The organism is Nesterenkonia sp. PF2B19, assembly GCF_001758425.2.
GTDB classification, from domain to species: Bacteria; Actinomycetota; Actinomycetes; order Actinomycetales; family Micrococcaceae; genus Nesterenkonia; species Nesterenkonia aethiopica.
Window position 1 is genome coordinate 1 of sequence record NZ_MDSS02000017.1, and the last position, 14156, is coordinate 14156.

Annotated in this window: 12 protein-coding genes and 3 pseudogenes; 12 read left to right on the plus strand and 3 right to left on the minus strand. The window is 70.7% G+C overall.

Going from position 1 to position 14156, the window contains the following annotated elements:
- The first annotated feature begins 42 nt into the window (after positions 1-42).
- From BCY76_RS06840 to glmM, 5 genes and pseudogenes are all read left to right on the plus strand, one after another.
- Positions 43-471 (plus strand): PTS sugar transporter subunit IIA, encoded by a 429-nt coding sequence (locus tag BCY76_RS06840; RefSeq protein WP_085437425.1) that lies wholly within the window; start codon positions 43-45, stop codon positions 469-471.
- A 26-nt stretch (positions 472-497) separates the two neighbouring features.
- Entirely contained in the window at positions 498-1640 is a 1143-nt protein-coding gene (locus tag BCY76_RS06845) for a mannitol-1-phosphate 5-dehydrogenase (protein ID WP_070158738.1), read from the plus strand.
- Between the two features lie 458 nt (positions 1641-2098).
- The gene (rplM, locus tag BCY76_RS06850; RefSeq protein WP_070158740.1) at positions 2099-2542 is read left to right on the plus strand and encodes a 50S ribosomal protein L13; all 444 of its coding nucleotides are present in this window, start codon (positions 2099-2101) and stop codon (positions 2540-2542) included.
- Positions 2543-2581: 39 nt separating this feature from the next.
- A pseudogene (gene rpsI, locus BCY76_RS06855) lies at positions 2582-3075 on the plus strand (30S ribosomal protein S9).
- A gap of 271 nt (positions 3076-3346) precedes the next feature.
- Positions 3347-4698: pseudogene (glmM, locus tag BCY76_RS06860) on the plus strand (phosphoglucosamine mutase).
- A 101-nt stretch (positions 4699-4799) separates the two neighbouring features.
- Here glmM and mscL read toward each other — a convergent pair.
- The 3 genes from mscL to coaA form a co-directional block, all read right to left on the minus strand.
- Positions 4800-5195 (minus strand): large conductance mechanosensitive channel protein MscL, encoded by a 396-nt coding sequence (gene mscL, locus BCY76_RS06865; protein WP_070158736.1) that lies wholly within the window; start codon positions 5193-5195, stop codon positions 4800-4802.
- Between the two features lie 79 nt (positions 5196-5274).
- Complete coding sequence (locus BCY76_RS06870; protein WP_085437407.1) at positions 5275-6387, minus strand: M15 family metallopeptidase; 1113 nt, start codon at positions 6385-6387, stop codon at positions 5275-5277.
- Positions 6388-6505: 118 nt separating this feature from the next.
- On the minus strand, positions 6506-7459 hold the full coding sequence (coaA, locus tag BCY76_RS06875; protein WP_070159437.1) for a type I pantothenate kinase: 954 nt from the start codon (positions 7457-7459) through the stop codon (positions 6506-6508).
- A gap of 143 nt (positions 7460-7602) precedes the next feature.
- On the opposite strand from coaA, the gene glmS reads away from it, so the two are divergent.
- The 7 genes and pseudogenes from glmS to tsaE all read left to right on the plus strand — a co-directional run bounded on the left by glmS (position 7603) and on the right by tsaE (position 13885).
- Complete coding sequence (gene glmS, locus BCY76_RS06880) at positions 7603-9474, plus strand: glutamine--fructose-6-phosphate transaminase (isomerizing) (protein ID WP_070159406.1); 1872 nt, start codon at positions 7603-7605, stop codon at positions 9472-9474.
- Positions 9475-9546: 72 nt separating this feature from the next.
- Positions 9547-9903 carry a holo-ACP synthase gene (locus tag BCY76_RS06885; RefSeq protein ID WP_085437408.1) on the plus strand — a complete coding sequence of 119 codons (357 nt, stop codon included), beginning with the start codon at positions 9547-9549 and terminating at the stop codon, positions 9901-9903.
- Between the two features lie 105 nt (positions 9904-10008).
- Positions 10009-10527, plus strand: a pseudogene (locus tag BCY76_RS19065) (NAD(P)H-hydrate epimerase); the annotation flags it as partial.
- 175 nt (positions 10528-10702) lie between these two features.
- Positions 10703-11440: an NAD(P)H-hydrate dehydratase gene (locus BCY76_RS06895; protein ID WP_237090017.1), complete on the plus strand. Its 738-nt coding sequence runs from the start codon at positions 10703-10705 to the stop codon at positions 11438-11440.
- A gap of 43 nt (positions 11441-11483) precedes the next feature.
- The gene (locus tag BCY76_RS06900) at positions 11484-11900 is read left to right on the plus strand and encodes a hypothetical protein (protein ID WP_070159411.1); all 417 of its coding nucleotides are present in this window, start codon (positions 11484-11486) and stop codon (positions 11898-11900) included.
- 153 nt (positions 11901-12053) lie between these two features.
- Entirely contained in the window at positions 12054-13301 is a 1248-nt protein-coding gene (alr, locus tag BCY76_RS06905) for an alanine racemase (RefSeq protein WP_070159412.1), read from the plus strand.
- On the plus strand, positions 13298-13885 hold the full coding sequence (tsaE, locus tag BCY76_RS06910; RefSeq protein WP_083277412.1) for a tRNA (adenosine(37)-N6)-threonylcarbamoyltransferase complex ATPase subunit type 1 TsaE: 588 nt from the start codon (positions 13298-13300) through the stop codon (positions 13883-13885). The genes alr and tsaE overlap by 4 nt, the downstream gene beginning before the upstream one ends.
- Positions 13886-14156: the final 271 nt, after the last annotated feature.

Below are 14156 nucleotides of genomic sequence, written 5' to 3' on the forward strand. Positions count from 1 at the left end.
CGCGACGCAGCGAGCGAGCCCGCAGGCTCGGCGACCGGCGGGATCCTGACCTTGGACCGGGTCCGCATCCACTCCGGCTCCGCCACCCGGGACGAGGCCATGGCCGAGGCGGCGGCCGCACTGGAGGCCGCCGGCGCGGTCACCGGGGACTACCTGGCCGCCATGCATGAGCGGGAGGAGACCGTGTCCACCTTCATGGGCAACGAGCTCGCCATTCCGCACGGCACCAACGAGGCCAAGGGCGCCATCAAGGCCTCCGCGCTCTCGGTGGCCCGGTACGACGACGGCGTCGACTGGGGCGGCCAGCGGGCCACCTTCGTCGTCGGCATCGCCGGAGTGGGGGACGAGCACCTGCAGATCCTCTCCCGTATCGCCCGGCTGTTCGGGGACAAGGCCGCCGTCCAGCGGCTCAAGGAGGCCACCAGCGAGGAGGAGCTGCTCGAGCTGCTCTCGGCGGTGGACGAGGGCTGATGACGGAGAGTACAGGAGGACCAGTCATGAAGGCCGTGCATTTCGGCGCAGGCAACATCGGTCGGGGCTTCGTCGGCCTGCTGCTGCACGAGGGAGGCTATGAGGTCGTCTTCTCCGACGTCGTCGCGCCCCTGGTGCAGGCCTTGGACGCCGCGGAGAGCTATACGGTCCACGAGGTCGGCGACGGCGGCACGGACCGGGTGGTCGACGGGTTCCGTGCGGTGGACTCCGCGCAGTCCCCGGAGGCCGTGGCCGAGGAGGTGGCCACCGCGGACGTGGTGACCACCGCCGTCGGGCCGATGATCCTGAAGCACATCGCCCCGCATGTGGTGGCCGGGCTGCGGCGGCGCGCCGCTGATGCGCCGCCGCTGCAGGTCATGGCCTGCGAGAACGCGATCGGCGCTACCGACACCCTGGCCGGACATATGCGGGAGCATGCCGGGGCGGATTGGGAGGAGCTCTCCGCCCGGGCGGTGTTCGCCAACACGGCGGTGGACCGCATCGTGCCCGGACAGCCCGAGGGTGCGGGGCTGGACGTCACCGTGGAGCCCTTCTACGAGTGGGCGATCGAGCGTGGGCCGTTCGGGGAGAATCCGCCGCACATCCCCGGTGCCCACTTCGTGGACGACCTCGGCCCGTATATCGAGCGGAAGCTGTTCACCGTGAACACCGGGCACGCCGCGGCCGCCTATCTGGGCTATCGGGCCGGTGCCGGGACCATCGCCGAGGCGCTCGGCGATGAGGCCGTGGGGTCCGGGGTGGCCGCCGCGTTGGAGGAGACCTCCGCGCTGCTGGTGGCCAAGCACGGCTTCGCGGCCGAGGACATGGCCTCCTACCGGGAGACCATCCTGGGGCGGTTCCGGAACCCGGCGCTGCCGGACACCGTGCAGCGCGTGGGTCGTCAGCCGCTGCGCAAGCTCTCCCGCCACGAACGGCTGATCGGCCCGGCGTCCCAGGCCGTGGAGCAGGGGCTGGGAGCGGAGGCGCTGCTCGCCGTCGTCGAGGCCGCCCTGGACTTCCGTGACGCCGACGACGAGCAGGCGAACCAGCTGGAGGGCCTGTTGGCGGATCTGCCGCCGCGGGAGTTCGTGGAGCAGGTGACCGGGCTGGAGGCCGACCACCCGCTGGCCGGGTCGGTGGAGGAGCTGGTGGCCCGCCGTCGCGGCTGATCCCGCCCCCACCCTGCCGTCTGTCCCGCCCTGCCGTCTGTCCCCCGTCGCGTTCGTCCGTCCCTGTGGAATACCGTAGGGACGAACGAACATGGCGGGGACAGCCGCGTCTGGGGGTCACGGCGCAGCGAACCCGAGCTGACGGACGAGATGGACGAGGAGCTCGTCGCTGACCGGGGAGCGGGAGCTCACATTGCCGCGGTGAGGCCCACCCGGTATAGTGAACGGTTGTTGTGCGTGTCCACTCCTGCGTGGGCTTGTGTCGAGGCGGTTCAGTTGCATGACCGTATGCCTCCACGAGCGGCAGGGGAACTCACGGGCCCGGCATCTTCCCAGCCCTCACCTGGGAAGCCGGACGGCGCACTCGCGAAGAAACAGCCACTGGCGCATGGTGACTCTCACACCACCGCGTGCCCGGTGCGCTGAACCGTAGAACACCGACCGAAGGCATCATCACCGTGCGTACGTACACCCCGAAGCCTGGCGACGCCGACGCTCAGTGGCACATCATCGACGCCACCGACGTCGTGCTGGGTCGTCTCGCCAGCCAGACCGCCGCCCTGCTGCGCGGCAAGCACAAGCCGACCTTCGCTCCTCACCAGGACATGGGCGACTTCGTGATCATCATCAACGCCGAGAAGGTCGCCGTGACCGGCGACAAGGGCCAGAAGAAGCGCTACTGGCGCCACTCCGGCTTCCCGGGCGGCATCTCCTCCATGACGTTCGACGAGATGATCGAGCGTCACCCGACCCGTGCTGTGGAGTTCGCCGTCAAGGGCATGCTCCCGCACAACAAGCTCGGTGCCGCCCAGCTCAAGAAGCTGCGCGTCTACGCCGGCCCGGAGCACCCGCACGCGGCCCAGCAGCCGAAGCCGTACGAGATCTCCCAGGTCGCTCAGTAGTCCTGGCCACCCGACACGAGAACATTTTCAAGGAGAACCGTGGCTCAGAACACTGAAGAGCTGAACACTGCCGAGGAGCTGACCAGCTACACCTCGGAGTCCGCCCCCGTCCAGGAGACCGGCGAGACCGAGCGCGCCCCGCTGACCGTCGCGGCGCCGCCATCGGCCGTCGCAAGCGTGCTCGCGCCCGCGTCCGCATCGTCCCCGGCTCCGGCCAGTGGACCATCAACGGCCGCAGCCTGGAGGACTACTTCCCGAACAAGCTGCACCAGCAGGAGGTCAACGACCCCTTCACCCTGCTGGGGCTCGAGGGCGCCTATGACGTCGTCGCCCGCATCGACGGCGGCGGCCCCTCCGGCCAGTCCGGCGCGCTGCGCCTGGGCATCTCCCGTGCGCTCAACGAGATCGACCGGGACCACAACCGTCCGGCGCTCAAGAAGGCCGGGTTCCTGACCCGCGACGCCCGCGCCGTGGAGCGCAAGAAGGCCGGTCTCAAGAAGGCCCGCAAGGCTCCGCAGTACTCGAAGCGCTGATCGTCTCAGCCGCTCCGGCCTCGCCCCGCTGATCCAGTGGTGCGACGCCGCAGGAGGACCCCCGCTCGGCACGTGCCGGACGGGGTCCTCCTGCGTCTGCGGCCGGTTCGCCCGGTGGCCCCAGGCGGCCCGGGTGCGCGTCCTGCCCACCGACATCACGTCTGCACCATCAGATCTGAGGGGGCAGACGTGATCTGACGGTGCAGGTCATCGGCCGGCGACGGTGTCGGTGCAGGAGCACTGCTCGGCTATGGCTAGACTTGTCCGCATCATGGCACGACTTTTCGGAACCGACGGAGTCCGCGGTGTGGCCAATGGGCTGCTGACCGCGGAGCTCGCACTCAAGCTCGCCCAGGCCGCCGCAGAGGTGCTCGGCCACCGCCGCACCGAGGGCGGTCGCCGCCCCGTGGCGGTGGTCGCCCGTGATCCCCGCGTCAGCGGAGAGTTCATCTCCGCGGCGGTGCAGGCGGGCCTGGCCAGCGCCGGCGTGGACGTCCACGACGCCGGCGTCCTCCCCACCCCGGCTGCGGCCTTCCTGGTGGCGGACATCGACGCGGACTTCGGTGTGATGATCTCCGCCTCCCACAACCCCGCCCCGGACAACGGGATCAAATTCCTCGGCCGCGGCGGGCACAAGCTCGACGACGCTCTCGAGGACGAGATCGAGGACCAGCTCGCCCACGAGCCGCCCCGCCCCACGGGTGCGGAGGTCGGTCGGGTGCAGCGCTTCGCGGATGCGGAGGACCGTTATGTGGTCCACCTGCTGCGCTCTCTGGGGGAGACCTCCCTGCGTGGCCTGAAGATCGTGCTGGACTGCGCCCACGGCGCCGCCTCCGGGTGTTCGCCGCAGGCCTTCACCGACGCCGGTGCGGACGTCGTCGTCATCGGCGCGGACCCCGACGGCATCAACATCAACGAGGGTTGCGGGTCCACCCACCTGGACCAGCTGCAGGAGGCGGTGGTCTCCCAGGGCGCGGACCTCGGCATCGCTCACGACGGCGACGCCGACCGTTGCCTGGCCGTGGACCACACCGGCGCGTCGTGGACGGCGACCAGATCATGGGCGTCCTGGCCCTGGCGCTGAAGTCCGACGGTCAGCTGAAGGACGACACTCTGGTGGTCACGGTGATGAGCAACCTCGGGCTGAAGCTCGGCATGAAGAAGGCCGGGATCTCCGTGGTGGAGACCGCCGTCGGCGACCGCTACGTGCTCGAGGGCATGCGCGCCGGCGGATACTCGCTCGGAGGCGAGCAGTCCGGGCATCTGATCTTCTCCGACTATGCGACCACCGGCGACGGGGTGCTCACCGGGCTGCAGCTGGCCGCCCGGGTGGCCGCCACCGGCAAGCCCCTGCAGACGCTGGCCGCTGAGGCCATGGACCGGCTGCCGCAGGTCCTGGTCAACGTCTCCGGAGTGGACAAGGCGCGGGTGAAGACCCATGACGCCGTGCTGGCCGCCGTCGCGGAGGTGGAGGGTCGCCTCGGGGAAGCTGGCCGGGTGCTGCTGCGTCCCTCCGGCACCGAACCGGTGGTACGGGTGATGGTGGAGGCCTCCACAGCGGAGATCGCCCAGGAGGAGTCGGAGTCGCTGGCGCAGATCGTCCGCGCCGAACTGGCGCTCTGAGCCCTCCTCACGGAGGCTCACTGACAACAGAGACGGGGCGCGGCCCGGAGCACCAGCTTCCGGACCGCGCCCCGTCTCCGTGAGCCCCCTGGGGGCAGATGTCAGCGCGTGGCCTGCTGCTGGAGCAGGTCGCGGATCTCGGTGAGCAGCTGGGTGTTCGGCTCGACCTCCTCCTCGTCCTCGATGCCCAGCCGGCGCTTGCGGGCCTCGATGATCTTGTTCATCGGCACCACGACCACGAAGTAGATCGCGGCGGCGATGAGCAGGAAGTTGACGATCTGGGTGAGCAGCACGCCGAAGAGCAGCTCGTTGCCGTTGAGGGACACCACGGCGAAGCTGTCGAAGTCGGGCGAGCCGACCAGCGCGGAGATGAGCGGCATCAGCACGCTCTCCACCAGGGCGTTGATGACGGCGGCGAACGCGGTGCCGATGACCACGGCGACGGCGAGGTCGACCACGTTGCCCTGCAGAATGAAGTCCTTGAATCCCTTGATCATGGGGCGATTCTAGGCATGCGATGTCAGGGCCGTGTGCAGGTCCGGGAACTTTCTTCAGCGTGTCGCGGCACGCCGCGGCTCACTCTTCGCCGGGGTAGCGCGGGGCGGCGGGCTCGCCCCAGTACTCCTCCAGGGTCACCCCGGCCTCGAAGACCGCCTCGGCGGTCTCCTCGCCCACGTAGCGCAGGTGCCAGGGCTCATAGGCGTAGCCGGTGATGTCCTCGGTGCCCTCCTGGTAGCGGATGATGAAGCCGAACCGGTGGGCGTTCTCCGCCAGCCAGATGCCTTCGGCGGTGTCGCCGAAGCAGGCGCCCATCCCGCAGGTGGGGTTGTCATAGGCGATCACGTCGGCGGCGAGTCCGGTCTGATGCTCCGAGTGTCCGGGGCGTGCGGTGTACTCATCGGCTCCGGCGACTCCCAGCTCCGCGGCCCGGCCGTCATAGAGCTGCTGCTGATAGCCGTAGGAGCGGTAGGCGCTGGTCAGCGTCATCAGCAGGCCCTCCGCATCGGAGGCGGAGAACAGGTCGGCGAGCGCATCGGCGGCCTGTTCGCGCAGCAGCATGCCGTCGTAGGAGGACCGCACCTGCGGGGTGGTCAGGTCGTCAGGCTGGTGGTCCAGCGGGTCGAGCGGGTTGAGCCTGTTGACCAGCACATGGATCGAGTCCGGGTCCGACGAGGCCTCGCTGACCGGAGGGTAGAAGTCCTCCGGGCCCACGGTCTCCGTCCGACGCGGCTCCGGCTCGTCCTCAGCGGTGCCGTCCTCCTCCGCCGCATCCTCCCCTGAGGAGGCGTCGTCGTCCTCTGCACCCTCTGCGTCCTCCTCCTCGGTGCGCTCGTCCTCGGTGCGCTCGTCCTCGGTGCGCTCGTCCTCGGTGCGCTCCGGTTCGTCGGTGCTCTCAGCGACCTCCGTCGTCTCCTCGCCGTCTCCCTCATCTCCGGCACCGGACCGGGCGTCGTCGGCAGCGTCCTCATCCGAGGCGTCCGCTGCTCCGTCCTGGGCCGACGACTCCTCTCCTGACTCATCCTCGGCCGCCTCGTCGGACGCGCGCTCGGTCAGCGAAGCGCCCTGCTCGGCCACGGGCTCGTCGTCGCCTCCGAGGAGGGCGTCGACCAGGCTGGCGCCCAGCCAGCCTGCGCCCACCAGGACGAGCGCCAGCAGCGCGACGGCGACCAGCCGCCGTCGCCGGATCACCGCGGGGGAGGGGCGGCGACGGTGGCGGGTGCCCCCAGACGGAGCGGGCGGGCGCGGCGAGGACGGTCCGGGCGCCGACGGACGGGGGATCGGTGTACCAGGAGTCACGGGGAGAAGCTCACACCTTTCTCAGCAGCACCCGGGACACCGAGTGGTCGCGGTCCTTGCTCATCACCAGCCGGGCCCGGGAACGGGTGGGCTGGATGTTCTCGCGCAGGTTGGGGCCGTTGATCCGGTGCCAGATGTCGGTGGCGCGCTGCACCGCCTCGTCGTCGGAGAGGAAGGAGTACTGGTGGAAGTAGCTCTCCGGGTTCGCGAACGCGCCGGTGCGCCACCGCATGAACCGGTCCACATACCACTGCTCGATGTGGCGCGGATTCGCATCCACATAGATGGAGAAGTCGAAGAAGTCGCTCAGCGCCAGCCCGGTGGTGCCGTCCGCACGGACCCGGGCGGGCTGCAGCACGTTGAGGCCCTCCACGATCAGCACGTCCGGACGGCGGATCACGACCTCCTTGTCCGGCACGATGTCGTAGTACAGGTGGGAGTACCAGGGAGCGCGGACCTCGGGCTTGCCCGACTTCACCTCGGAGACCATGCGCAGCAGGGCGCGGCGGTCGTAGGCCTCCGGGAAGCCCTTGCGCTCCATGAGGCCGCGGCGGCGCAGTTCCGCATTCGGATACAGGAAGCCGTCGGTGGTGACCAGCTCCACCCGGGGCGTGGAGGGCCAGCGGCGCAACATCTCCTGCAGCACGCGGGCGGTGGTGGATTTGCCGACCGCCACCGAGCCGGCCACGCCGATGACGAACGGGGTGCGGCGGGCGTTGCCGCCCAGAAAGTCGTTGGTCGCGGCGCGCAGGTGGGCGGCCGACTCCACATAGATGGACAGCAGACGTGACAGGGGCAGGTAGATCTGGGCGACCTCGTCCAGCGAGAGGTGCTCACCGATGCCGCGGAGCCGGTCCACGTCCTCCTGGTTCAGCGGCTGCTCGATGGTGTCGGCCAGCCGGGACCAGGCGCGGCGGTCGAGCTCCACGAACGGGGAGTAGTGGTCAGAGGCGTCAGAGGCCAGCGGAGGTGATCCCGCCCACGGCGCGGTGCCCGCGACCTCCGCCGGAATGGGACCGGTCGGGTGCGGCTCGCTGGGGATGGGGGCCGCCGGGCGCGGGTGTTCATCAGGGTGCGGTGACACGTGAACACGATACGCTATGTCGCATGTGTGGAATCGTCGGCTACATCGGCCTGCCTGAGAAGACTGCAGAACACAACGCACTCGACGTGCTCCTCGAGGGACTTCGCCGCCTGGAGTACCGCGGGTACGACTCCGCCGGCGTCGCCACCGTCTCCGGAGGGGTCGTCGAGTCGAGGAAGAAGGCCGGCAAGTTGGCCAACCTCGTCGCGGAGATCGAGACCTCGCCGGTCGCGCCCGCCACAGTGGGCATCGGGCACACCCGGTGGGCCACCCACGGCGGTCCGACCGACCAGAACGCCCACCCGCATCTGGGCGACGGCGGCCGGCTGGCGGTGATCCACAACGGCATCATCGAGAACTTCGCGGAGCTCAAGGAGCGGCTGCTCGCCGAGGGGTGCGTCTTCGAGTCCCAGACCGACACCGAGGTCGCGGCGCAGCTGATCGGTCGGCACTTCGCCGACGACGCCGCCGGCGACCTGACCGAGGCGATGCGTCTGGCCTGCCAGGAGCTGGAGGGCGCGTTCACCCTGTTGGCGGTCCACGTGGACCAGCCGGACCGCGTGGTGGCGGCCCGCCGCAACTCCCCGCTGGTGGTCGGGCTGGGCGAGGGCGAGAACTTCCTGGGCTCCGACGTCTCCGGCTTCATCGACTTCACCCGTGAGGCCGTCGAGCTCGAGCAGGACCAGATCGTGACCATCACCCATGACGACGTCGCCATCATCGGCTTCGACGGCACCCCCGCCGAGGGCAAGCGCTTCACCGTGGACTGGGATGCGGCCGCCGCCGAGAAGGGCGGCTTCGACACCTTCATGGAGAAGGAGATCAACGAGCAGCCCAAGGCCGTGGAGGACACGCTGCTGGGCCGCACCGACGCCGAGGGCCGGCTCGCCCTGGATGAGCTGCGGATCGACCCGGAGGAGCTCAAGGACGTCCAGAAGATCATCGTGCTGGCCTGCGGCACCGCCGCCTACGCCGGCACCGTGGCCAAGTACGCGATCGAACACTGGTGCCGCATTCCGGTGGAGGTGGAGCTCGCCCACGAGTTCCGCTATCGGGACCCCATCATCGATGAGACCACCCTGGTGGTCTCCATCTCCCAGTCCGGGGAGACCATGGACACCCTCATGGCCGTCCGCTACGCCAAGGAGCAGGGCGCGCGGACGCTGTCCATCTGCAACACCAACGGGGCCACCATCCCGCGGGAGTCCGACGCGGTGCTGTACCTGCACGCCGGTCCGGAGATCGCGGTGGCCTCCACCAAGGCGTTCCTGGCGATGATCGCCGCCGCCTACCTGCTGGGCCTGTACCTGGCACAGCTGCGCGGTCAGCTCTTCCAGGGCCAGATCACTGACATCCTGGCCGATCTGCACAAGATCCCCGCCAAGATTCAGGAGATCCTGGACAACTCGGAGCAGATCAAGCAGCTCGCCCGCGACATGGCCGACACGCCGTCGGTGCTGTTCCTGGGCCGTCACGTCGGCTATCCGGTGGCCATGGAGGGTGCGCTCAAGCTCAAGGAGCTGGCCTACATCCACGCGGAGGGCTTCGCCGCCGGCGAGCTCAAGCACGGCCCCATCGCGCTGATCGATGAGGGGCAGCCGGTGTTCGTCGTCGTCCCGTCCCCGCGCGGCCGCGACTCGCTGCACTCGAAGGTGGTCTCCAACATCCAGGAGGTCCGCGCGCGCGGTGCGAAGACCATCACCGTGGCGGAGTCCGGTGACGAGGCCGTCAAGGAGTTCTCCGAGGCCGTCTTCCACGTGCCGGAGACCCAGCCGCTGCTGATGCCGCTGCTGACCACGGTGCCGCTGCAGATCTTCGCCTGCGCCCTGGCCAGCGAGAAGGGCTACGACGTGGACCAGCCGCGCAACCTGGCCAAGTCCGTCACGGTGGAGTGACCAGCTGCCGTGCGGAGCCCGGAACGGCCAGCGGAATGACCTGGTGAGTGGACTGCTGAAGGAGGTGTCGTCGTGATCATCGGGATCGGCGTCGACGTCGTGCTCGTGACGCGATTCGCCCAGCAGCTGACGAAGGCCCCCGCCCTGCGGGAGAGGCTGTTCGTCCCGGCGGAGCGGGAGCTGAACGTGCGGTCGTTGGCCGCCCGCTTCGCCGCCAAGGAGGCCGTGGCCAAGGCGCTCGGCGCCCCGGCCGGCATGAACTGGCAGGACTGCCAGGTGGTGCTGGACCCGCTGGGCGCCCCGCAGGTGGAGGTCACCGGCACGGTGGCCGACGTCGCGGCGGCCCGGGGCGTCGCCCGCTGGCATCTCTCGCTGTCGCACGACGGCGACGTCGCCACCGCCATGGTGGTCGCCGAAGGGAAGGACTGACCGATGGGCGCACCGTCATGCATCCCGCTGATCCCGCTCTACACGGGGCGGCAGATCCGCCAGGCGGAGGCCCCGCTGCTGGAGGCCGGCCACCGGGAGACGCTGATGCGGCGGGCCGCCTACGGGTTGGCCCAGGCCGTGCTGGAGAGGCTCCGCGCCGTCCGCGGGTCGGTGTACGGGGCGAAGGTCACCGGGCTCATCGGCTCCGGAAACAACGGCGGTGACGGCCTCTATGCCCTGGCGATGCTGCGCCGCCGCGGAGTGGAGACCCATGCGGTGATGATGCGGGACCGCGCCCATGAGGCCGGGACCCGCGCCTTCCTGGCCGCCGGCGGTCGCCTCGTGGACGTGGTGGACACTGACACCGATGCGCTGATCGACGCGATCATCGGCACCGGCTCCCGGGTGGGCTTCGAGATGCCGCGCATCCCGGGGCTGGACGAGGTGCTGGCCGATGAGTCCACCCAGGTGATCGCCTGCGACATCCCCTCCGGGGTGGATGTGGAGACCGGGGCGGTCGCCGGCGACGTGATCGACGCGGACGTGACGGTCACCTTCGGGGGCATCAAGTCCGGCCTGGCGCTGGGCGAGGGCTCCCACGCCGCCGGCGAGATCCGGGCGGTGGACATCGGACTGGGCGCCACCCTGCCGACGCCGGCCCGCTGGCTGGTGGGGCGACGAGCGGCTGCGGGCGACCACGCCGGATGCGGCCGACACGCCGGCCCCGTTGAGCCGGCCGCGGGTCTCGGCGCGCGATCACAAGTACTCCCGCGGCGTGCTGCATGTGATCGCCGGCTCGGTGCAGTTCCCCGGGGCGGCGCAGCTGACCGCGACAGCGGCGGTGACCTCCGGCGTCGGCATGGTCACCCTGCAGGCCCCGGAGGAGGTCCGGGAACGCCTGAGCATCATGATGCCGGAGGTGGTGACCACCTCCGGGAAGTCCACCGCCGTGCTGGAGCGGGCGACGGCGGCGGCCATCGGCCCCGGCATCTCCCGTGACGTCTTCCAGATCGCCGCGATGGGACGCGCCGTGGAGTGGGCCGGCACGGAGCACCCGTGCGTGATCGACGCGTCGGCCCTGGCCAACCTCGACGACGAGTACTTCGCGGACGAGGATCTCGGCCCGAACGTGCTGCTCACTCCGCACTACGGGGAGCTGCGCCGGGTGATGACCAACACCGGCCATGAGGACCTGCGGGAGGTGTTGGACCGGGATCCTGCCACCGCCGTGGAGCAGTTGGCGGCCCGACTCAACGTCACCGTGCTGCTCAAGGGGCCCTCCACGATCATCGCCGCGCCGCAGGGCCCCACGGTGGTGCACCGGGTCCATGCCCCCGGCCTGGCCACCGCGGGCTCCGGGGATGTGCTCACCGGCATCATCGGCGCCTTGGCCGCGGTGGATCCGCAGGCGCCCATGTGGCGCACCGCGGCCCTGGGGGTGCGGCTGCATGCCGAGGCCGCCAAGCGGCTGGATCCCTACGCCTGCGGCGCCTTCGGGGCCGGGGAGCTGCTCTCCACCGTCGCCCCGACCCGGTGACGCGGGTCATCGGGGACCGGGAGTCTGCGAAGATGGGCCTGCTATGACTGTCTCCGTGCCGCCCGTGCGCCCCCTCGCCCGTCTGATCTTCTGCGCCCTCGGGTCGCTGACCGCCGTCGCCCTGGTGGTGATCGTCGCCGTGCCGGTGGACCTTCTGACCGGTTTCGTGGCGGGCGACGAGGCGCTCCTGGTCCTCGCCGCCTACCTGCGCCTGCTGGCGCCGGTGAGCCTGGTCGGAGGGCTGCTGGGGGCCGCGCTGGGGATGTTCTCCCGCTGGCTCTCGGCGACCTCCCCGCTGGGCACCGCCGTCACCGCCGGCGTCACCGGCGCCGGGGTGGGTGCGCTGGTGACCTTCGGCCTGCTCTGGGCGCCGCTGAGCGCTGTGCTGCAGGTGGTGTGGATCGTCCTGCTCGGCCTCGGCGTGGGCTGGGGCAGCTGGTTGACCGACCGGCTGCGCTGAGCCTCGGGGAGGCTGCTGGGGAAGGGCTCTGGCCAGCGGCCGGCAGGTTGCCCGGCAGGTCGCCTGGTAGGCCCCGGCGGTGGCCTCGGGGCGCGCCTCACGTGCCCGCGGGGGAGCCCCAGAGCGTCAGCGGCTCCGCGTAGAGTGGTCCTCATGAGTACCTCCCCCGGCACGCAGAGCCGTGTGCCCGCATCGTCGCGAGGTCTCCCGGAGGGCTGCGAACGGGCGGCGATCATCGATCCCGCCGCGATCCGCCACAACGTGGAGACCATCGCCTCCTACGTCCGTCCCGCCAAGGTCATGGTCGCTGTGAAGGCCGACGGCTACGGCCACGGCGCGGTCACCACTGCCCGCGCCGCCGTGGAGGCCGGTGCGGACTGGATCGGAGTCGCACACGTCACCGAGGCGATCGCGCTGCGGGACGCGGGGATCGAGGCGCCGGTGCTGGCCTGGCTGCACACCGCGCAGACGGACTTCGCCGAGGCCATCGAGCGCTCCGTGGACGTCGGCATCTCCGGCTGGGAGCTCGACGAGGTGGCCGCGGCGGCCTCCTCCCTGCAGACGCCGGCCAACGTGCACCTGAAGATCGACACCGGCCTGGGCCGCAACGGCTGCACCGTGGCCGACTGGCCGCAGCTGGTGGCCCGCGCCGCGGAGCACCAGGACCGCGGGCTGATCTCCGTGGTCGGGATCTTCACCCACCTGGCCGTGGCCGACGAGCCTGACCGGCGGGAGACCGACGAGCAGCTGGAGGTCTACCGGGAGGCGCTGCAGGTCGCCGAGGAGGCCGGGCTCAGCGTCTCCCTGCGTCATGTCGCCAACACTCCGGCGGCCTTCTCGCGCCCGGACGCGCATTTCGACATGGTGCGCGTGGGGGTGGGGGTCTACGGGCAGAGCCCCTTCGCGGACCGCACCGCCGAGGAGCTGGGCCTGCGGCCGGCCATGGAGCTGCGCACCACGGTGGCGAACGTGAAGCGGGTGCCCGCCGGGCAGGGCATCAGCTATGGACTCACCCACCGGGTGGACCGGCCCACCGCGCTGGCGCTCATCCCGCTGGGCTACGGGGACGGGGTGCCGCGGATCGCTGTGCATGCCCCGGTGCAGATCGCTGGCCGGGTCTACCAGTCTGCCGGGCGGGTGGCCATGGACCAGTTCGTGGTGGACCTGGAGGACCCGGACACTCCGGTGCAGGTGGGCGACGACGTCGTCCTCTTCGGCGGCGACTCGGGCATCTCGGCCGCCGACTGGGGCCGGGCCGCGCAGACCATCAACTACGAGATCATCACCCGGATCGGAGGTCGCGTGCCGCGCCTGGTGGTGGACTCCGCCGAGCTGGCCGCCGGTCACGGGTCGACGTCGGACGCCGTCTCCGCCCCCGGGGCGGAGGAGGGCCGGGCATGAGCCGCGGCGCCGGCGGCGCGGACATGGTGCCGGAGCCGGTGGCCGGCCATCGCTGGATCCGCACTCTGGAGCTGGAGGACCTGCAGGACACCGCCGCACTGGCACGGGTGCTGGCGCAGAGCCTGCGGGCCGGCGATCTGCTGATCCTCACCGGAGGGCTCGGGGCGGGCAAGACCACCTTCACTCAGGCGCTCGCCGACGGAATGCGGGTCGAGGGGCAGATCAGTTCGCCCACCTTCGTGCTGAGCCGGATCCATCACGGGGAGGTCGTCGACCTCGTCCACGTGGACGCGTATCGGACGGATGCCGCCGGTTTCGAGGACCTGGACATCGCCGCCACTGTGGAGGAGTCGGTCACGGTGGTCGAATGGGGACGCCGGCTGGCCGAGCATGCCCTGGTGGGGGATGAGGGCTCCTGGGTGGACCTGGAGCTGATCGCCCCGGGGGCCGCGGCTGAGGGTGGCGAGTCCGCCGAGCCGCAGATCATCACCGACTTCTCCGAGACGGACCAGGACCTGCTGGGTGGGGCGCGCCGCGCGGTGCTGCGCGGCTACGGTCCCCGCTGGTCCACTCCACCCGTCTGAAGCGCTCGCCCGGCGCTGCTCGTCTGGCGTGCCTCGTCTGGCGTGCCTCGTCTGACGCGCCCGTCTGAGCCGCCCGTCTGACATGGTCGGCCGAGCCCTGCTTCGGCCTGTCCGGGTGGTCATGAGGGTTCCCCGTGACGTCGTCGTCCGCGTTCGATTTGCCTATGGCCCGGATCACAGTTTCAATAGATGGGACAAGCGTGCCGCTGTGTGAAATGCCGCGGAGGGGCAGTCCCGGCCCTCCCCGGTGGTGGTGCCCGGCAGCAACCGC